At 63.6% G+C, this 17,963-nt stretch carries 21 protein-coding genes; 19 read left to right on the forward strand and 2 right to left on the reverse strand.

Going from position 1 to position 17,963, the window contains the following annotated elements; genetic code table 11:
* Window positions 1-6 precede the first annotated feature (6 nt).
* Window positions 7-639, reverse strand: coding sequence for a hypothetical protein (locus sphantq_RS18725; protein WP_272799232.1), 633 nt, complete (start codon window positions 637-639; stop codon window positions 7-9).
* Between the two features lie 97 nt (window positions 640-736).
* On the opposite strand from sphantq_RS18725, the gene sphantq_RS18730 reads away from it, so the two are divergent.
* From sphantq_RS18730 to sphantq_RS18775, 10 genes are all read left to right on the forward strand, one after another.
* Window positions 737-1,291 (forward strand): hypothetical protein, encoded by a 555-nt coding sequence (locus sphantq_RS18730; RefSeq protein ID WP_272799233.1) that lies wholly within the window; start codon window positions 737-739, stop codon window positions 1,289-1,291.
* Window positions 1,291-1,896: a hypothetical protein gene (locus sphantq_RS18735; protein WP_272799234.1), complete on the forward strand. Its 606-nt coding sequence runs from the start codon at window positions 1,291-1,293 to the stop codon at window positions 1,894-1,896. Before sphantq_RS18730 ends, sphantq_RS18735 begins: the two co-directional genes overlap by 1 nt.
* A gap of 17 nt (window positions 1,897-1,913) precedes the next feature.
* A complete protein-coding gene (locus tag sphantq_RS18740) occupies window positions 1,914-3,206 on the forward strand; it encodes a hypothetical protein (protein ID WP_272799235.1) in 1,293 nt (430 codons plus the stop codon).
* Between the two features lie 27 nt (window positions 3,207-3,233).
* On the forward strand, window positions 3,234-4,640 hold the full coding sequence (locus tag sphantq_RS18745; protein ID WP_272799236.1) for a hypothetical protein: 1,407 nt from the start codon (window positions 3,234-3,236) through the stop codon (window positions 4,638-4,640).
* A gap of 104 nt (window positions 4,641-4,744) precedes the next feature.
* Window positions 4,745-5,248 carry a GIY-YIG nuclease family protein gene (locus sphantq_RS18750; RefSeq protein ID WP_272799237.1) on the forward strand — a complete coding sequence of 168 codons (504 nt, stop codon included), beginning with the start codon at window positions 4,745-4,747 and terminating at the stop codon, window positions 5,246-5,248.
* 3 nt (window positions 5,249-5,251) lie between these two features.
* Window positions 5,252-5,767, forward strand: a complete 516-nt coding sequence (locus sphantq_RS18755; RefSeq protein WP_272799238.1) for a hypothetical protein — start codon at window positions 5,252-5,254, stop codon at window positions 5,765-5,767.
* Between the two features lie 220 nt (window positions 5,768-5,987).
* Window positions 5,988-7,184, forward strand: coding sequence for a DUF932 domain-containing protein (locus sphantq_RS18760; RefSeq protein ID WP_272799239.1), 1,197 nt, complete (start codon window positions 5,988-5,990; stop codon window positions 7,182-7,184).
* Between the two features lie 173 nt (window positions 7,185-7,357).
* A complete protein-coding gene (locus sphantq_RS18765) occupies window positions 7,358-9,481 on the forward strand; it encodes a ParB/RepB/Spo0J family partition protein (protein WP_272799240.1) in 2,124 nt (707 codons plus the stop codon).
* 70 nt (window positions 9,482-9,551) lie between these two features.
* The gene (locus sphantq_RS18770; protein WP_272799241.1) at window positions 9,552-10,592 is read left to right on the forward strand and encodes a DUF7146 domain-containing protein; all 1,041 of its coding nucleotides are present in this window, start codon (window positions 9,552-9,554) and stop codon (window positions 10,590-10,592) included.
* 312 nt (window positions 10,593-10,904) lie between these two features.
* On the forward strand, window positions 10,905-11,840 hold the full coding sequence (locus sphantq_RS18775) for a DUF2493 domain-containing protein (protein ID WP_272799242.1): 936 nt from the start codon (window positions 10,905-10,907) through the stop codon (window positions 11,838-11,840).
* Between the two features lie 326 nt (window positions 11,841-12,166).
* Here the strand turns inward: sphantq_RS18775 and sphantq_RS18780 are convergent, their stop codons facing one another.
* On the reverse strand, window positions 12,167-13,285 hold the full coding sequence (locus sphantq_RS18780; RefSeq protein ID WP_272799243.1) for an NADH:flavin oxidoreductase: 1,119 nt from the start codon (window positions 13,283-13,285) through the stop codon (window positions 12,167-12,169).
* A 101-nt stretch (window positions 13,286-13,386) separates the two neighbouring features.
* On the opposite strand from sphantq_RS18780, the gene sphantq_RS18785 reads away from it, so the two are divergent.
* From sphantq_RS18785 to sphantq_RS18825, 9 genes are all read left to right on the forward strand, one after another.
* A complete protein-coding gene (locus tag sphantq_RS18785) occupies window positions 13,387-13,755 on the forward strand; it encodes a winged helix-turn-helix transcriptional regulator (RefSeq protein WP_272799244.1) in 369 nt (122 codons plus the stop codon).
* 447 nt (window positions 13,756-14,202) lie between these two features.
* Window positions 14,203-14,370, forward strand: a complete 168-nt coding sequence (locus sphantq_RS18790; protein WP_272799245.1) for a hypothetical protein — start codon at window positions 14,203-14,205, stop codon at window positions 14,368-14,370.
* Between the two features lie 79 nt (window positions 14,371-14,449).
* The gene (locus tag sphantq_RS18795) at window positions 14,450-14,959 is read left to right on the forward strand and encodes a hypothetical protein (RefSeq protein WP_443021511.1); all 510 of its coding nucleotides are present in this window, start codon (window positions 14,450-14,452) and stop codon (window positions 14,957-14,959) included.
* A gap of 568 nt (window positions 14,960-15,527) precedes the next feature.
* On the forward strand, window positions 15,528-15,851 hold the full coding sequence (locus sphantq_RS18800; RefSeq protein ID WP_151606863.1) for a DUF736 domain-containing protein: 324 nt from the start codon (window positions 15,528-15,530) through the stop codon (window positions 15,849-15,851).
* Between the two features lie 185 nt (window positions 15,852-16,036).
* Complete coding sequence (locus sphantq_RS18805) at window positions 16,037-16,279, forward strand: helix-turn-helix domain-containing protein (RefSeq protein ID WP_151040953.1); 243 nt, start codon at window positions 16,037-16,039, stop codon at window positions 16,277-16,279.
* Between the two features lie 105 nt (window positions 16,280-16,384).
* A complete protein-coding gene (locus sphantq_RS18810) occupies window positions 16,385-16,660 on the forward strand; it encodes a DNA -binding domain-containing protein (RefSeq protein WP_272799246.1) in 276 nt (91 codons plus the stop codon).
* Window positions 16,661-16,779: 119 nt separating this feature from the next.
* Window positions 16,780-17,094, forward strand: coding sequence for a transcriptional regulator domain-containing protein (locus sphantq_RS18815; protein ID WP_272799247.1), 315 nt, complete (start codon window positions 16,780-16,782; stop codon window positions 17,092-17,094).
* On the forward strand, window positions 17,069-17,545 hold the full coding sequence (locus sphantq_RS18820) for a DUF2285 domain-containing protein (RefSeq protein ID WP_272799248.1): 477 nt from the start codon (window positions 17,069-17,071) through the stop codon (window positions 17,543-17,545). Before sphantq_RS18815 ends, sphantq_RS18820 begins: the two co-directional genes overlap by 26 nt.
* A 125-nt stretch (window positions 17,546-17,670) precedes the next feature.
* A complete protein-coding gene (locus tag sphantq_RS18825; protein ID WP_272799249.1) occupies window positions 17,671-17,952 on the forward strand; it encodes a helix-turn-helix transcriptional regulator in 282 nt (93 codons plus the stop codon).
* Window positions 17,953-17,963: the final 11 nt, after the last annotated feature.

Genomic DNA, 17,963 nt, shown 5'->3' on the forward strand with positions numbered 1-17,963 from the left:
TTCTTGTTACCTGAGCGTGCTTGTAGCGTGCTCCACGCCCCGCGGCGACTTCACGTCCATGACCTCACCGCGGCTGCCAACCAGAGCAATCTCGATCCCGGCCATGGCGCACCGAGGCGCAAGGCGCTCTGCAAGGCGCAAGGTGCTGCCCGTTAACGGGACGACCGCGACCTGCCGGCCCTGCGAGGGGGTCGCCATGAGCATTCCGACTGTCTCGCAGAGTCCTTTGTAAAGCCGGGAAACCTGGCCGGAATGCTTGGTGTTGATGATGCCGCCCTTGCATTCGGCCGAGATGACATGATCACCGACATCCGCGACGACATCGCCGAGACCTGATCTCGGATTCACGGTGATGGTCTGCCCGGCGGAATTCTCATACGCGCCGCCATATGCCGTTGTGCCGATGGTCGAGATCTTCCGGAATTGGCGGCGCTCCAGCCAGCCAGAGAAGTCGAATTGTTTGCCGTGCTCGCCGTCCGGGTGGATGCGGACGTGCTGCGCACCTTCCGTGCGAAGCAGATGCATTGCGTACGCAATCATCACGGCGCCCTCGTAGAGATGGTGCTCGTGATCGCCGTGGGCCTTGCCGACGCGGTTGGGCGGCGGCGCAAGCGCCGTGACCAGATCCTCGAAATCCAAAGCCCACCCCCCTATCGCGTCAGACTGTGAAACTATCCGACGCCCATTGACAGGTCAATATAACCGGCCATATTTGCCCGGTAAAGGAGGCCCCGTCATGTTTGCCTACAACCCCGATAAATTCGCGTCGCTATATGAGACCGAACTGGGTCAGCGCATCTGGGCGTTTCTGACTCACTCAGAGAATGTTGCCCGTCTGGAGACAGCCTCGCAGCTCAACAAGCCAGCCGTCGAAGGGATCGAGGAGCAACTCCTCGAGGAGTTTCGCGAGGACGTTCTCGCCGATCGCGTCAAACAGATGGTGGGGCACATGGTTCGCCAGATCTTGGAGCAGCGCGACTGGGTCCTGGATCAGACCGACGTAAAGGTGCAGTCGGTGCCGTTCAGCAAGGCCGCGCGCTATCGTCGCGCCGACTGGATCACCTTTCACGCGTTCCGTAACACTAGCGACCCGCGTGATGTCGTCATCACCGATCGCCGTCAAAACGCGCCGCTCCCGACCGACGCCCGCTGGTCCTATTACGCCACCTTCGCCAGCCCGTTGAAGGCGGCCGTCGCCTTCGGCGTGCGCGATATCCGCCAGCTTCGCACGCATGTGCATGCTCATGGGTTTCAGCGGCTGCGCATCGAGCGGATGCTGCGGCGTGCCTGATGTCGATGACGGATCGATCACACATCACGCTCACCAACCGAGAACAGCCGGTGCTGCTCGCCTGGCCGACGCCGGGCAATCCGGGAGGATTTCTCCAATTCGAGAAAGCCGATGATTGGCGGCGCTTCGTCGAGGGGCTCGGCATCGACACGCGGATACCGGATATCGTTCGCGCGAAGTTCGCACGCGCGCAAACACTCTACATGCTCGGCTGGGTCGATTTCAGCGTGGTGAAAGCCGGTGAACTCGCCGCCCTGATCGCCTTGGAGCTGGCGATGATGGATCGCTACGGCGGGCGCATCTCGAAGGGTAAGCGCGGGTTTGCGACGCTCCTCAAATTTATGGTCGACTCGGATGGTCTGACCGATGCCCAGATCCCGATGGTGATGCGCTGCGGCGGAACCGCCGTCGGTCAGTTGACGGGCGAGACCCGTCCAACCCTCGCCGAGCGTCGAAACACATTGGCACACGGCGACCCGTTCGAGGGCCTGCCCACAGGTGGCCTCCTTGAGCTGGTGAGAGACCTCATCAATTTCGCTTACCGCGACTACGTCGCCGAAGCAGCCAAGATGGGCGCGCTACCCGCGTCGGCGGGACAAGGCTGATGGCAGCAAGTCCATCGATGATCGCTGCGGTCGAGACCCTCTGGCGCATTCCGCGACCAGGCCCGGATAATCTCCTGGCGGCTCCTAGCTTTGTCGCGCTGAGTGACGTGTGCCAAGCGGAGTATGGCGGCGGTAAACCGGTATTTGCCCTGAGTACGGCGCTGCGCTCGCTGGGGCTACCGTGTTATCTTCCGGCAAACAGCGCTGGACTAAGCCTTGCCCCCGTGACCGCGGCCAACGCGATCGACGAGACCTACAAGCGCAAGACGACCCTGCGGCGCCATCTGTGCCCACTGGATCTGGCCGACGAACTGCCGGTGATGAACTTTGGCAGCGCGCGTGTAGCGCGGTTCAGCGCCGACGAGCTGACGGACCTGTTCGACGCGCCGCGTCTTGCCCGGAACTTTCACAACCAGCCCTTCGAGGCTAGGCGGCTGGCGCAATTTCACTGGTTGGTTGTCGAAGAAGAGATCGAACTCGATCCTCGTGCGCGTATGTCCCTCTTCGGGCACATGACCTTCGACCGGGATCTCGGCGAGATCGATCCCCACCTCGGTCGTTTCCCCCCAGCCGTCGAAAGGGCGCTGTTCTTCCTGCTTCTGGCTCCCTGGGAGAGGTGGTCAACAATGCAGGAAGTCGACTGGCGAGGCTTTCGCGTGCCCTGGATTCACACCGTGGACGACGATCTTTTCGTTCGGCCGTCACCGCCGCCGAGTGCGGACAGCCTCACCCTCGAGCCTTGGATCGTCCAAGACAATTGGGGCGAAGACGTCGAGCTTGAACGACCGACCGCCTTGCGGCTTGATGACGATGCCCAGTCAGAGCTGGCCCGGTTTACGGATAGCGCGTGGCGGGAGCTCGAAACTGCTCGCGCATCCACGCTCTTTGAGACGCCGGTCGCCCACTTTCTCGTTCGTGGTTTCCTCGCAGATGGCATGGATGAGGTCATGGCGCACATGACGGCGATCGAGGCCGCCGTCGGCCTGGAGATGGACCACAAGAAGTGGCTTCGTCCCAAGCCCGATCCTCATAAGAAGGTGTCATCCGCGACGGAACGGGTAGCGGCGCGGGTGGCCGCGGTGCTGAAAGACGGTTCAAGTGTGCAGGCGTACAAAGACCTCTTCGAACTGCGCAGCACTTTCGTCCACGGCCGCGCCGGTCTCCAAAAGGTTTCGACCGCGCAGCGCGTCATGGCGCGCAGTTTGGCGCGGGGCGTTGCGCGCGGCCTCGTTGATGTCGCCCTGCAGGGTGCGCGACCGCGTACGGATGCACTGAGCAACCTCCTCTATCACGGCCTGCAATATCTGTAGGTGCCTCGGCAGAATGGACTGATTGTGATGTCGACGGAAAACGAGTCTCTTCTGATCAAGCCCATCAGCCAGCGGCAGTTCGAGTTGCATGCCCTTTCGCTGGAACGGGGTCCAAATTTCGAGCCGTCGACGATCTTCGCTGCCTATCAAGTCGGCCGCGGCAGCGCCTGCGGATGTGTTCTCCTCGATGAAGAGCGCGGGACGTTCAGCACAATCGCACTACGGCGACGGGTCGATCATCGCTGGGTCTGCGTCGATCAGCAGGACGCGTTCTCCACGCCCGAACAATCGCTGAACGCGCTCAGCATCGCCATGCGCGGCGGCGATGCGCCTGAGCCACTTCCGCCAGGCGCGCGGCGGCGTCCGCCCTTGATGAAAGTTGGTCCCAAGGGCGTCTCTCGGGAATTCGAACTTTTGGCCGGTACGATCAGCCATGTGCCCGCCCTTGTTGCGGTAGGCGAATGCTATCTGGCGCTTCCCAAGCCGGACGCCAACTTCGTCACCGACCTGCAGACCGACAACTTCGCTTCGCGCCTGTTCGAACTTTACCTGTTCGCCTGCTTTCGCGAGCAGGGTCTTATCGTCAGGCAGGACCACGTCTCCCCGGATTTCGAGATAGAAAAAGACGGCGCTGTCTGTTGGATCGAGGCGGTCACAGCAAATTCCGATATCCCCCGCGCTGGCGGAATGGGAGACTGGGTTCATGCGCCCGAAGACCGCAACGAGCGCCTCACCGGCGCACCGGCGGAGCGGTTCGCCAAGACGCTGCGCGGCAAACTCCAGCGTGATTACCAGGCGCTCGACCACGTTCGCGGCCATCCATTTGCCATCGCGATCGCTGACTTCCACGAATCCGGTTCTATGGTCTGGAGCCGCGAAGCACTTCCTACCTATCTCTATGGCCAAAGGGCGGATGTCGTCGGCGAAGGGACGTCTCGCCGCGCGATCGGAACGCCGATCACCAATCTGACCGGAAAGCATGGCATTCCGGCTGGCCTCTTCCGCGACCCTGAATTTACCCATCTCTCCGCCGTGATCTTCAGCAATGCCGGTACGATGGCCAAGTTCAACCGCATGGGCTTCCTCGCAGGCTACCAACCCGAAGGCCTCAAAATGATCAGGGGCGGTATTCTCTTCGATCGGACCCCGGGCGCGCTCGACGCGATCCCGTTTGAGCTGGAAGTCGGCAGCGCGGAATATGCTGCCCTGTGGCCATGGGGCGAGGCCTGGTGTCAGGAGCTGGAGGTCTACCATAATCCGCTGGCGACCCACCCGATCCCATTCGATCTGATCCCTGGCGCCACCCATTGGTTCGAGCGCGACGGCGATGTCGAATGCAGCACGATTTGGGCAAACTCAGTCATGTCATCGGTCACGCACCTGCGGATACCAAAGGGGATGGACGACTTTGGCCGGAGTGATCCGCCTGCCTGAGTGCCATCAGGTATCCAACACGTCCCATTTGCCGCCAAGCACCCAGTGGACGATAGATTTCCGTTGAGATTTATTGAGTGAACACACCGTGGGGAGCATAACGCGTGCCGGTTTATTTCTTGGGTGAAGACGAAAACGGATGCTCCCCGATCAAGATCGGGGTCGCCAAGAATATCGAAGTCCGCACGCGCAATCTTCAAACCGGCAATCCGCTCAATCTCCGCCTGCTTGGATGGATCGAGACGCCGGAAGTCTTCCAGCTCGAAGCGAACCTGAAACGGCACTTCAACGCCACGCGCGTGCGTGGAGAATGGTTCGACATCGAGCCCGCCGACATTCTGCCATTTCTCCAGCGCGCCGGCAGCGACGGGTTTGTCGCCAAGAATGCCGACGCCTTCCAGATCACCGGTTACGACCGTGACGCCGTGCCGGAATATCTCGGCGTTTGGGAGTGGGCTGACCTGGAGATGGAGGAATGCTGTCCCTTCTGCGGATGCTTGGGCGGCATGCATTTCCAAGACGCATCGCAAATGCACTACTGTATTAGCTGCGACACGCTGACCGATTTCCCAGAACTCGATCCCCGTGATGAAGAATCGGAGAATTGAGCCTTGCGCGAGGAACCCAGCATGAGCGAGCAGTGGCTGGAAGCGCGCGCACCAGGCTTTAGGGATCTGCCGGACCCCGACCGCCGCGTAATCTTCGACTTCTCGTTCCTGTGGAGCCTCTTCGAGGCGCAGGTCATGGAAAACTTCGCGCGTGCTGATCGCATCCGCGAGAAGGTTGACGCCTGGACGGCCGCCGGCACGCTGGAGGCGGCTCAGTATGACCCGCAACTGGCCTATTTCCGGGATCGCTATTTCGCCGAAGGCGCGCTGACCTATCACTTTCCCTATCTCGACCTACGGCCGTCGGACCATCCCGCGCTGGTCCAGGCGGTGATCGAAGGCACGAACGATGATCCGCGCGACCGCATACTGACGTTGTTGATGATCGTCTGGCGGTTGCGCAACAACCTCTTCCACGGCGCGAAATGGGCCTACCAGCTCCGCGATCAGCGCGAGAATTTCACCCAAGCAAACAGCGTCTTGATACGGATGCTCGAACAGCACGGCCAGCTTGGCTGACTTGACCGGAAAGGCGCAGTTCCGCCGGATTTACGACTCGTCGGGTTTACGCTTTTCAGGGGGAAAGCCTTCCCCTGAGTCCGAGCCTTGCGTCTCGGCCGACCCCTTCTGCGGGAGGCCCCGCAACGCCCCTATTAGAGGAAGAGGACGGACCGGCTTTGCCGTGACGGGTTGAGGGCTGGAGAAGAGGTCTCCGGCGCCCGTCGTGGAGATTGGTCCCATGACCCAGGTTTCAGTTCTCGATGCCCGCCACAACACCAGCGGCGGCTACAAGGTGGATGTCGGCCGCGGTGAGCGGATCGGCCGAGTCTCATCAGAATGGTTCTCGCGCCCGGCCGATGAGCGATATCTGTCGCTCTCCGAGCTAGCGCGGTCCGTCCGTGATCGTGCCGATCGCAGCCGGACCCGCATGGTGGAAAGCGCGCTCATCCATGTCGAGGCGAACCGTAGCGACCCGGAACGGCTGGCGTTGATCCTGCCAGGCACGGATACGCCCATCGCCCCGACCCATTGGAGCTTCGGCCAACTCGCGAGCCTGGTCGGCGCGCCGGCAGCCTATCTGCGCCAGCTTCCCGCGCAGCTCGCCGCGATCAACCTGCAATATGGCCTGACGTCCAGTCGGGCGGAGCAGATCAAGACGCTGGAAACCGATAACGGCCGTGTCGAACTGCGCGCCGTCACCGGCCCGGACTACGGCCGCATCTACGATCACGAACTGGTGGAGGCCGTGCAGCGCATTGCCGGCAACGGCACGGGCGATACACGCTGGAAAGTGCCCGGCGTGCTCGACTGGTCGACGGACATCTACAATCCGCGCGTCGACATCACCAAGGACACCACGACGCTCTATGCCTCCGATCGCGACGTCTTCCTCTTCCTGGTCGACGATCTGAATCCGATCGAGGCCGGCCGACTCCCGGACGGTTCGCCGGATCTCTACTTCCGGGGCTTCTATTGCTGGAATTCCGAGGTCGGCGCCAAGACGCTTGGCATGGCGAGTTTCTATCTCCGCGCGGTCTGCCAAAATCGAAATCTCTGGGGCGTGGAGGATTTCGAAGAGATCACCATCCGCCATTCCAAATATGCCGCCAACCGCTTCGCTCATGAGGCGGCGCCGGCGCTGCTGAACTTCGCCAATTCCTCGCCGCTGCCTTTCGTCAACGGCATCAAGGCGGCTCGCGAGCGGATCGTGGCGCGCAGCGACGAGGATCGCAGCGACTTCCTGCGCCGTCGCGGCTTCTCCAAAGCCGAAGCCGGCAAGATCATCGACACGGTGTTGGCCGAGGAAGGCCGTCCGCCGGAGAGCATCTTCGATTTCGTTCAGGGCATCACCGCCGTCGCGCGCGACAAGCCGCATCAGGACACCCGCCTCGACATGGAGGCCAAGGCGAAGAAGCTGCTCGAGCGAGCCGCCTGACAATCGCAAAGCCGGAGATGCGGTTTTCCGTGTCTCCGGCTTTGCGCTTCCGCGTGTCCCCAATTCCGTTCCGCAGCGCTGCCCCCTTTAGAGGAAGAGGGCGGCGCTTCGCTTCGTGACGGGTTGGAGGTCGAGAGAGAGGCTCTCGGCCGCCCGTCGCGGAGTACATTCCAATGGCTACTGCTGCGAAGAAAATCACCCTGTCGTCGTCGCGCGACATCCCCTTCAACCAGCTCGTTATCTCCCAGTCGAACGTCCGGCGGATCAAGGCCGGCGTGTCGATCGAAGAGCTGGCCGAGGACATCGCCCGGCGAACACTGCTGCAGAGCATCACGGTTCGACCGGTGCGCGATGCGGACGGCGACGAGACCGGCATGTTCGAGATCCCTGCCGGTGGACGCCGCTATCGGGCGCTCGAACTGCTGGTGAAGCAGAAGCGCCTCGCCAAGAATGCGCCGGTCCCCTGCGTCATTCGGGAGGGCGGCATGGCCGAGGAGGACTCGCTCGCCGAAAACATCCAGCGGGCGCCGCTTCATCCGCTGGACCAGTTCCGCGCCTTCCTGACCTTCCGCGAGAAGGGCATGTCCGAAGAAGAAATCGCCGCCAACCAGTTCGTCTCGGTCGCGGTCGTGAAGCAGCGCCTGCGTCTGGCGTCGGTCTCGCCCAAGCTCCTCGACGTCTATGCCGCCGACGGTATTACCCTCGATCAGCTGATGGCGTTCACGGTCAACGGCGATCATGAGCGGCAGGAGCAGGTCTTCGAGCGCCTCGCACAGGGCTACGGCAAGGAGCCGCATCTCATCCGCCGGATGCTCACCGAGGGCGCGGTCCGCGCCGCCGACAAACGTGCGCAGTTCGTCGGGCTGGAAGCTTACACCGAAGCCGGCGGCGTCATCATGCACGACCTGTTCCAGGGTGACGACGGCGGCTGGCTGCAGGATGTCGGCCTTCTCGACATGTTGGTGGCCGAGAAGCTGCGTGAGCAGTCCGAGGCGATCTCCGCCGAAGGCTGGAAGTGGATCGATGTCGCGCCAGACTTCCCCTACGGCCACACCTACGGCCTGCGCCACCTCCGTGGCGAGCAGCTCCCTCTCACCGAGGAGGAACAGGCCACCCGCGACGCCCTTCAGGCCGAGTTGGACGGACTGGAGGAAACCTATGCCGATGCCGAGGAATTGCCCGAAGAGGTGGACGAACGGCTCGGGGAGATCGAGACCGCGATCAGCGCGCTCGACGATCGGCCGATGGTTTTCGATCCCGAGGAGATCGCGCGGGCCGGCGCTTTCGTCAGCATCGACGGATCGGGCAACCTGCGGATCGAGCGCGGCTATGTCCGCCCAGAAGACGAACGGCCGATTGAGCCGGAAGTCGATCCCGAGATCGAGGACGGCGTCAACACCATCGCGGCGCGCATGGAGCATGAGGACGATCACCTCACTGTGGACATCGAGACGGCGGCGGACCCCGAGGAAGACGACGGCCTGAAGCCGATCCCGGACCGCTTGATGACCGAACTAACCGCCCATCGCACGCTGGCTCTGCGCCACGCGCTCGGCGAGCGGCCCGATGTCGCCTTCCTCGCCGCGCTCCATGCGCTCACGCTTCGGGCCTTCTATCACTATGGCTCGGACACCTGCCTGGAGTTCGACCTGAAGAGCGTCAGTTTCGGCGCGCAGGCGCCGGGTCTGAATGACAGCAGCCTGGCCTCGGCAGTCGACGGCCGCCCTCAGGCGTGGGTGGCGGCGCTTCCCAAGGAGCCCGGCGAGCTGTGGGAGGCGCTGCAGGCGTTCGACGGCGACAGCCGCCACGCTCTGTTTGCCCATTGCGTGTCGCTATCGGTCAACGCGATCTACGAGGCTTACAACCGTCGGCCTCGTGCGCTCGCCCACGCCGACCAGCTCGCCCAGGCGGTCGATCTCGACATGGTTGCGGCCGGTTGGGCGCCCACGATCGACACCTATCTCGGCCGTGTCACCAAGGCCCGCATCCTCGCGTCGGTGCGCGAGGCGAAGGGTACGCGCGCCGGTGATCGCATCGAGCACCTGAAGAAGGGCGACATGGCCGAGAAGGCGCAGGAACTGCTCGCCGGATCCGGCTGGTTGCCGGAGCCGTTGCGCACGCCCGGCCACCCGGTCACCGCGGTCGATGACGCATCGGCCGTCGAGACTGACCAGTCCGACGATCGGGGGGTCGAGGACACGGCGGAAGACGGCGGCGAAACGGCCATGGCGGAATCCGAGCCGCAAATCGAAGATGAGCCGGCCGAGATCGACATGCATGTGATCGCGGCAGAATAGCCGAAGGAGCAACACGTCCCCCGAGGGCCCGCTGGCAACGGCGGGCCCATTTTTCGTCCTGGAGTCCGCGATGCAACCTGCCACAGATCTTGCGCGACGGCTGGCTGCTCAGGCCGAGGCCGTTTGTCGCCGCTACCTCTCCAATGGCCACCGCGAGGGCCGCTACTGGCTGGTCGGCGATGTCCGCAATACGCCCGGCCGCTCGATGTTCGTGCGGCTGAAGGGTGGCGAGACCGGCAAGGGCGCCGCCGGCAAATGGACCGACGCCGCCACAGGCGAGCACGGCGATCTCCTCGACGTCATCCGCGAGAGCTGCGGCCTGGTCGACTTCAAGGACGTCGCCGACGAGGCCCGGACCTTTCTCAGCCTGCCGCACCCCGAACCGGAGCCAAGCTCACCCCGGCGCACATCGACGCCGACGCCATCAGGATCACCGGAAGCGGCACGGCGGCTCTTTGCCATGGCGCAGCCGATTTCGGGCACGCTCGTAAAGACGTATCTGCACACACGCGGCATTACGGATTTGCACGAAACCGGAAGCCTTCGCTTCCATCCTCGCTGCTATTACCGGCCCGATGAGCACTCCCCGACCGAGACCTGGCCGGCGATGATCGCATCGGTCACCGATTTGGGCGGACGTCAGACCGGCGCGCATCGCACATGGCTCGCCCCTGACGGCTCGGACAAAGCCCCGATCGACACGCCGAGACGGGCGATGGGCGACCTCCTGGGACATGCCGTTCGCTTCGGCGTGGCGGGCGAGGTGATGGCGGCGGGCGAAGGCATCGAGACGATGCTGTCGCTAAGGATGGCGCTGCCCGACATGCCGATGGCGGCGGCGCTCTCGGCGGCACATCTCTCGGCCATCTTGTTCCCCGACACGCTGCGCCGGCTCTACATCGCCCGCGACAACGATCCGGCTGGCGACGGTGCGATGGCGACGTTGATCGAACGGGCGAACGCGGCCGGTATCGAGGCGATCGTGGTGTCTCCGAGAATGGGCGACTTCAACGAGGATCTTCGCCTAGCTGGCCTGGACAGCCTCCGGGCAGCGACCCGGATGCAGATCGCGCCACAGGACGTCGCACGCTTCATGGCGCTGGCGGCATAGGCCGACAGGAGAATGCAGGCGGCGAGAGCGCCGTCGTCGGCATCGCTCGGATGATTCCATATCGGAGAGGACCGCGTCCCCGGCCTTCGAGAGGGCGATCGGCCAGCAAACGGCCCGGCCCCGCAATGGCTGCGGCGGACTATTTTCCGGCGGCCCTGCGGGCCTTTCCATCGCGAGGCAAAATCGCCCGCCTTCGCCATCCTCCGCTGCGCTCCGGCCCTCCGCTTCGCTGCGGATGCAGGTCCGGCCCGCCCGCCGGCTTTCGTCGCCATGAAGGCCGCGAGGGTCGCGGTCGAACCGACGGAGCATCCCATGAGCGAGCACGACGACTACGAACCGCACCACGCCTCTTCCCCCACCGACCATGTCCTGAGCGAACTCCAGCTTTACGGCTACCGTCCCTTCACGGATGAACCCGATCCACGACCGCTTCCGGAGGGCGACCATGTCGCCGGCGCCATCGCCGACATCTTCGACGCCCTGATCGCCACCTTGGAAGATACCCGCCTCGAGCCCGACCTTGACGATCTCCTCTGGTCGACGGTCAACGTCTTCCACCGGGCCACCGACCGGATCGAGCGCGAGCTGGACGACAACGAGCAGGCGCAGCGTCGCGGCCAGCGCGAACAGGACGGCAGCGAGGTGAAGGCCGTCGAGCTGGAACGCCTGACGGCCGAGGGCCAGACCATGATCGAGCGCCGCAACGCCTTCGAGCTGATGCGCGACCAGGCCGCCGAACACTATGAGCGCCACACCGGTTCGAACTGGCGTCCCCGCAGCGGATCGATGGTCAACCATCGCAACCTGACCTCGGCGATGATCGACAGCCGGGACTTCCTCGCCGCCAAGAAGCGGGCCGACAATCAGGTGCTGCTACCCGCCGGTCCGAAGATCGCCTTCACCGGCGGGCTCGATTTCAACGATCACCGCCTGATCTGGGCCAAACTCGATCAGGTCCACGCCAAGCACCCGGATATGGTGCTGCTGCACGGCAAGTCGCCGAAGGGCGCCGAAAAGATCGCGGCAAAATGGGCCGACACTCGCAAGGTGCCGCAGGTCGGCTTCGCCCCTGATTGGACGAAACACGCCAAGGCCGCACCGTTCAAGCGCAACGATCAGATGCTGGACGTGCTGCCAATCGGGGTCATCGTCTTCCCCGGCACCGGCATCCAGGACAATCTTGCCGACAAGGCGAGGAAGCTTGGCATCCCGCTGTTTGACTTCCGCCCGAAGGGAGGTGGCGCGTAAGCGCCGTTTCTTACAGCAGCAGGCATACCGGCAACGGCAAAGTCGCCCCACTGTCGGTAGGTCAATAGATCGGAGTCCCGTCCCGGAACCCGCCGTTCGCATCGTCCGCCGGATTCTCCTTCTCCATGTCTGATAGGCAATTTCGGGAAAACGCAATCGGGAACAGGTTTCGGGAAAGCTTGGTCCGGCGGGCGCGCACGGCGTGCTTCGCAACAGCCTTTTCCTGGACGTTCCGTTGCGAGAAGCAGTGGCGGGGCGTGTCGATCGCACCCACCACGCATCTGCGGAGCGTTACGAGAATAGTCTGGATGCTCGATTGATATGTTTTAGACCAACTCACCGAGAGCCGCTGGCTCGAATCCTTTGAGGTTATCGGCATGACCGTCACGGACTTTCGTTACCCATTGCGGATCGCTGATGAGGGCGCGCCCGACTGCGATCAGGTCGAACTCATCGCGCTCCATGCGGCCGACGAGCCGGTCCAGTCCCACGCTTGTCGAAGATTCTCCGCCGAACGCGGCCATGAAGTCACCCGACAGGCCAACCGAACCGACGCTGATCGTGGTGGCGCCCGTCAACTTCTTCGCCCAGCCGGCGAAGTTCAGCCCGTCCTCGCCGTCGATCTCCGGAAACTCCGGGTCCCAAAAGCGCCGCTGCGAGCAGTGCAGTACATTGACGCCCGCCTCGACCAGCGGCAGCAGCCAGTCGGTCATCAGGTCCGGGGTCTCCGCCAGCCGAGCGGCGTAGTCCTGCTGCTTCCACTGGCTGACGCGCAGGATGAGCGGGAAGTCGGGGCCGATTGCAGCCCGTACCGCCGCGACAACCTCGGCCGCGAAGCGCGAGCGCTCGCCGATCGAAGCACCGCTGTAGCGATCCGTGCGTTGATTAGTACCCGACCAGAAGAACTGGTCGATCAGGTAGCCGTGCGCGCCGTGCAGCTCGACCGTATCGAAGCCGAGCGCTTTTGCGGCAGCGGCGGCCTTGGCGAACGCCGCTACGGTGTCCGCGATCGCCTCCTCGCTCATCGCGTCGCCGCGAGGTGTCGCCGGCCCGAGGAGGCCCGACGGGCTTTCCACTGAAGCCTCCGGCTCCCACCCGCTCATGCCGCGGGTCGATCCGGTATGCCAAATCTGCGGTCCCATCCGGCCGCCGGCATCGTGCACGGCGTCGATGACATGCTTCCATCCGGCTAGCGCCGTCTCGCCGTGGAAGAACGGGATGCCCGGCTCGTTGCGGGACGCGGGACGGTCGATCACTGTTCCTTCGGACAGGATTAGGCCGACACCGCCCTCGGCCCGCCGCCGGTAGTACGCTGCGTTGGCCGCGCCTGGTATGCCTTCCGGCGCGAACGTCCGCGTCATGGGAGCCATGACGATGCGGTTGGGTAGGTTCATCGTGCCCACGCAAAGGGGGCGGAACAGGGCATCGGTAGCGGTGGCAGTCATGGGTGTTAGCTCCGTTGATCAAGAGCTAGACTAGGTATACTACAGAAACCTGACGTCAATAAAGCACCTTACATCGCCTAGGTAACTTCGAGGAAACCACCATGACCGATCTCCAGCGCTTCGCCGTGGACTGCCCGAGCCGACTGCTGTTCGACCAAATCGCTGATAAATGGTCGATGATGGTGCTGACCGTACTCGACCGGGGACCTCTGCGCTTCAATGCCATCAAGCGCTTGTTGGAAGGTGTATCCCAGAAGGCGCTGACGCAGTGCTTGCGCCGGTTGGAACGCAACGGCCTGGTTTCCCGCCGCGTCCTCCCACTATCGCCCGTCGCTGTCGAATATGAGATCACCGAACTCGGGCGTTCCCTGCAGGAGCCGTTCAAGGCGTTGTACGCCTGGACCCTGCGCCACTTTACTGCAGTGGAGAGCGCACGAGCCAGCTTCGATCAGCGTGCCCTTGCAGCGTAAAACGGGCCATCCTTATCCAAATCCCCGTTAGCGCCAATTAGCAGCGGTTCCTAAACACCATCCCTTTCGGGATAACCGGTCGGTAGCTATCGCCCACCGCGCTCCAAAACCTGCCGGTCGGCATCCATCACTTTCTGCTCGTGTGATGGAGCGTGGGCACCCCTGTGGGCAGCATTCGATTGCAACGCACTGGTGATGCTTTGGCGGGAAAGCATTGAACGGGGAATCCCATTGTGGCCCCGGTCATAGCGGAAAACCATCCCCCGCTTCCAATGCGCTGATCCTTGGTCCAGCCGAGGGCCCGATGCCATCACCGTAAAGGGTCGGCTATGCCAGCATGCCGCCGCTGCGGCTTCGCCTTCGCGGTGATTGCGGCCATCGGCCGGACACATCGGGCGCCTGTCGCGCGGGAGATGGTCTCCCGCCTCCAAGACAGGAGCCGGACAGATGTCCCTCAAGCAAGCTCACGCATTCGCCTTCAGCCTCGCCACCACCCTCATGGTTTCAATCGTCATCTTCCAGGCCGGCGACGGCACCATGGGCGTCATGCCCGCCGGCGAATATGACGGCGAATTCGCCGCCATCGTTCACGAAATCGATCCCTTCGCCCGCTGACCGCGGGCAAGGCGTCACGGCCGCAAGTGGAAATCCCTCGGGATTTCCTCTCCCGTCCCTTCTCCTCTTCGGCTATACTATGGGCGCGCCGTGGTGGTGGTGGAGGCGCAACCGTCAGACCTTTTATCTCGCGGAGAACACCACCATGATCTTCATCGGTATCCTCGCCAGCATCGCCGCGATCGGCGGCCTGTGCTGGCTGTTGTTCACCCTGGCTGTGTTTGCGTTGCCGTTCTTCGCGGGCGTTGGCGCCGGGACATGGGCCTATCAGACCGGCGCCGGCTGGCTCGGCGCGATCATCGTCGGCCTCGTCGCCGCCGCGCTGACGCTCGGCCTCGGGCAGTTCCTGCTCGCCTTTATCCGCCCGCTCTGGATACGCCTCGCGATCGCACTCGCCTTCGTCGCGCCTGCGGCGCTTGCCGGCTACCATGCGACGCACGGCATCGTGAAACACACCATGCCCTCCGGGGGATGGCAGATCGCCTTCTCCGTCATTGGTGCGATCGCGGTTGGTATCACCGCCTTCGTGCAGGTCGCTGGAATGGCGGCGGCCCCGGGCCCGTCCGGCCGGGACCTCGCACGAGCCTGATCGTCGGTTTCGCCGTTGTGAGGCGAGACCAGCGATGGACGACGACCGCCCACGTCGTCTTAGGCCGTTGGGATTGAGGCGCGGGGTGCGGATAGACGCTAGGCCCCGGGGAGCGGCCCTCGTTGGAGCGGCTGCCGTGGCAGGACCATGTTTCCGCGACAGACCGAAGATCCGGCGCGGCGATCTCCCAGTTGTTGGCGGAGGGTCAGGATGCAGCGCCGATGCCCTGCCAGTAGGAAACGAAGCCGGTGAGCATCCATCCGACGCCGGTCTGGCGGTGTGGGACGGCCACCATTTTCTCCGTTGTCTGACCGTGCCTCAACCGCTCCAAACGGCCTCTTCAATGGCCTGATCTGGCCGAAGGCCGGCTTCGCCTCGATCGCCTATGACGCAACAGCCGCGTCAAACTTTCTTCCCCTGCCGGCTGCGCCGCCATTCCTCGCGAGACAAGAAAGCCCTCCTTGGCTGTCAGGCCCCTGCGGGGTGCGCCGTCGATCGCCTCCGGCCAACCGATCGCCATCGAGGCCGCAATGGTGCGGGCTCGCGAACGGAAAAACGGAGACTTACAATGGCGACCATCGGCACCTTCAAGAAGACCGGCTCGAACGAGTTCACCGGCGAAATCGTCACCCTCAGCGTCCAGGCCAAGAACGTGCGCATCGTCCCCGACCAGCGCGCCACCGGCGAGAATGCCCCCAGCCACCGGGTCCTGGTCGGCCGCGCGGAGATCGGCGCCGCCTGGTCCAAGCGCTCGAACGAAGGCCGCGACTATCTCGGGCTCAAGCTGGACGACCCGAGCTTCAACGCCCCGATCTACGCCAACCTCTTCGACGACGAGGAGGAGAGCTTCTCGCTGATCTGGTCCCGCCCCAACGGGCGGCGCGGCGACTGAGGCCCGCGCAAGGCCCCGGCCAAAAAGGCCGGGGCCTTCGGCGCGCGAGGCGACCGAATCAGTTCGGCACCGAAGATGCCCAGCGATGCCCTAGCAGCAGCTTTTGGATGGCCAGGCAGCACGAGAACGACTATAATAGTCGTAGTTCTGGCGTGCGCGTAGGTCTGAGTGGGAGGTGATCATGCATGATCACCGCCCGACAATCACGGGCCGCACGCGCGTTGCTGGGTTGGACGCAGGAGACGCTCGCTGACAAGGCCCGAGTATCACTGACCGCGCTCAAGCGCCTCGAATCCGCAAGCGGCCTCGAGGTGTACGAGAGCACGCGGGATGAGGTCAGGCGCGCCTTCGAACGCGGCGGGATTGTCTTCCTCAACTCCGACCAAGGCGTGGGGTTGATGCTAGTCGATGCAAAGAGAGAAGCCTGACATAGGGGCGCATGCCCACACCGCCCGGCCTTCACGCGGCAGTGCTGCTGGCATGCAATGGATTCAAAACATCGTTAACAATCCCCTTCAAAATGGATACATCTGTTGTCGGGGGATGCGGTGACCAAAGACTTTCTGGACCAGCCGCCTGGCGGCGCAGCACTCACGGCCTATGACCGTGCGCATCTGAAGCTATACCTGCGCCTTCTCGATGCAGACGCCGAAGGTGCGGACTGGAAAGCAGTCGTTGAAGCGCTGTTCGGAATTTGTCCCGAAGCTGAACCAGAGCGGGCCGCGCGCATCCACAACTCCCATCTCGCCCGCGCAAAATGGATGACGACAAGCGGCTATGGCGAGCTTCTCGGCCCTCGCCTGCACTGAGGTGATGCAGAACCTGCATCACGTTGACCCCACTTCGTTCTTCCCAGCACCGAATCAACTTGGAATGGTGCCAGCCACAACACTCGCGTTGATTAACAATTACGCGGAGGCGGCAAAGGATGTCCGAGGAAGAGAGTTGGCGGTCTGAAGCCGCCTATGACTATATAGACAAGTTGACGCCCGGTGATCTTGCCTGGGAGTTCTTGCGTCGTAATCCCGATTACCGAAAATCATATCAGGAGTTGGCGGCCGTCGGGCAACTAAGCGAAGACATTGCTCGGGAGTTTGCCGAACAATGGGGGTTGCGATTTCGTCGCGGACCCTCGCAATTCCGCGCTCATCCAGCCGATCTTCTGGACCCCGCAAATCGACCCAGCCACGCTCCCGCTCATTGCTGGACCGAAGCCGGTGGGAGATCTCAGCGTCCGCGCTGACGATCTGCATGCCCACGCCATCATCGTGCATGATCCTGGTCTGATCCGGCTTGATCTGCGGGGCGAGTCCTACGACGTTGCCGTGACCGATGTCGATGAGACCTGTCCCCTGGGCGTGTTCGTCATGTTCGATGAACTGACGCCGGACCGGCTGACCGCAGTCGAACGCCTCTGGCATGCAGTGTTCGCCAAGCGTGTGCCGCCCGATCCTCGCATAACGCTGCAAAAACGTCAGCGCGCCCGCCAAATGCTGCGTGCTATCGATGCGCGAGATAGCGGCGCCATATACCGCGTCGTCGCCGAGCATCTCTTCCCTCAGCATAAAATCGACGCGGCGTCCTGGGTCGGCGACCCGATCCGGGAAATCACAATCCGTCTCGCCCGCGACGGCATGAAGCTCGTTCGCGGCGGCTATCGCACATTGCTGCGCCGCCCGCGCCGGGATCGCTGACACCGCTCAGGTGTCGATTTCAGTCCCTTACTTCGACATCGTCCAAGGCGCCGTCTTCGCGCCACCGTGCTCGCAACCCGCCGCTCGTTCGCAGCGGCCTCCCGCGAGACCACGGAGGTTCGATCATGGCCGAAAAAGCCGCCAATATCCCGCCACGCTACCTGCGAACGCAAGAGGCGGCACGCTTCCTCGGCCTGTCCGAACGCACCCTCGAAAAGCATCGCACCTACGGGACCGGGCCGATCTATCGCAAGCTCGGCGGGCGCGTCGTCTATTCCATCGATGACCTCCAGGCCTGGGCGGATCGCGGTCTCGTCACCTCGACCTCCGATCCGCGCGGCGGCACTGTGCTGCCGGCCAAACGCCAGATCGCCTCGCCCGCCGCCGGCGGCCGCTTCCCGCGCTGAGACGACCGGCC

The organism is Sphingobium sp. AntQ-1, from assembly GCF_028538045.1.
Lineage (GTDB): Bacteria > Pseudomonadota > Alphaproteobacteria > Sphingomonadales > Sphingomonadaceae > Sphingobium > Sphingobium cupriresistens.

Excerpts from the sequence above, each read along its gene's own strand:
- sphantq_RS18730 (WP_272799233.1), top strand. The coding sequence starts at position 737 with ATGTTTGCCTACAACCCCGATAAATTCGCGTCGCTATATGAGACCGAA.
- sphantq_RS18740 (WP_272799235.1), top strand. The coding sequence starts at position 1,914 with ATGATCGCTGCGGTCGAGACCCTCTGGCGCATTCCGCGACCAGGCCCG.
- sphantq_RS18760 (WP_272799239.1), top strand. The coding sequence starts at position 5,988 with ATGACCCAGGTTTCAGTTCTCGATGCCCGCCACAACACCAGCGGCGGC.
- sphantq_RS18780 (WP_272799243.1), bottom strand. The coding sequence starts at position 13,285 with ATGACTGCCACCGCTACCGATGCCCTGTTCCGCCCCCTTTGCGTGGGC.
- sphantq_RS18745 (WP_272799236.1), top strand. The coding sequence starts at position 3,234 with ATGTCGACGGAAAACGAGTCTCTTCTGATCAAGCCCATCAGCCAGCGG.
- sphantq_RS18735 (WP_272799234.1), top strand. The coding sequence starts at position 1,291 with ATGTCGATGACGGATCGATCACACATCACGCTCACCAACCGAGAACAG.
- sphantq_RS18765 (WP_272799240.1), top strand. The coding sequence starts at position 7,358 with ATGGCTACTGCTGCGAAGAAAATCACCCTGTCGTCGTCGCGCGACATC.
- sphantq_RS18805 (WP_151040953.1), top strand. The coding sequence starts at position 16,037 with ATGATCACCGCCCGACAATCACGGGCCGCACGCGCGTTGCTGGGTTGG.
- sphantq_RS18770 (WP_272799241.1), top strand. The coding sequence starts at position 9,552 with ATGCAACCTGCCACAGATCTTGCGCGACGGCTGGCTGCTCAGGCCGAG.
- sphantq_RS18800 (WP_151606863.1), top strand. The coding sequence starts at position 15,528 with ATGGCGACCATCGGCACCTTCAAGAAGACCGGCTCGAACGAGTTCACC.
- sphantq_RS18790 (WP_272799245.1), top strand. The coding sequence starts at position 14,203 with ATGTCCCTCAAGCAAGCTCACGCATTCGCCTTCAGCCTCGCCACCACC.
- sphantq_RS18815 (WP_272799247.1), top strand. The coding sequence starts at position 16,780 with ATGTCCGAGGAAGAGAGTTGGCGGTCTGAAGCCGCCTATGACTATATA.
- sphantq_RS18825 (WP_272799249.1), top strand. The coding sequence starts at position 17,671 with ATGGCCGAAAAAGCCGCCAATATCCCGCCACGCTACCTGCGAACGCAA.
- sphantq_RS18785 (WP_272799244.1), top strand. The coding sequence starts at position 13,387 with ATGACCGATCTCCAGCGCTTCGCCGTGGACTGCCCGAGCCGACTGCTG.
- sphantq_RS18775 (WP_272799242.1), top strand. The coding sequence starts at position 10,905 with ATGAGCGAGCACGACGACTACGAACCGCACCACGCCTCTTCCCCCACC.
- sphantq_RS18795 (WP_443021511.1), top strand. The coding sequence starts at position 14,450 with ATGGGCGCGCCGTGGTGGTGGTGGAGGCGCAACCGTCAGACCTTTTAT.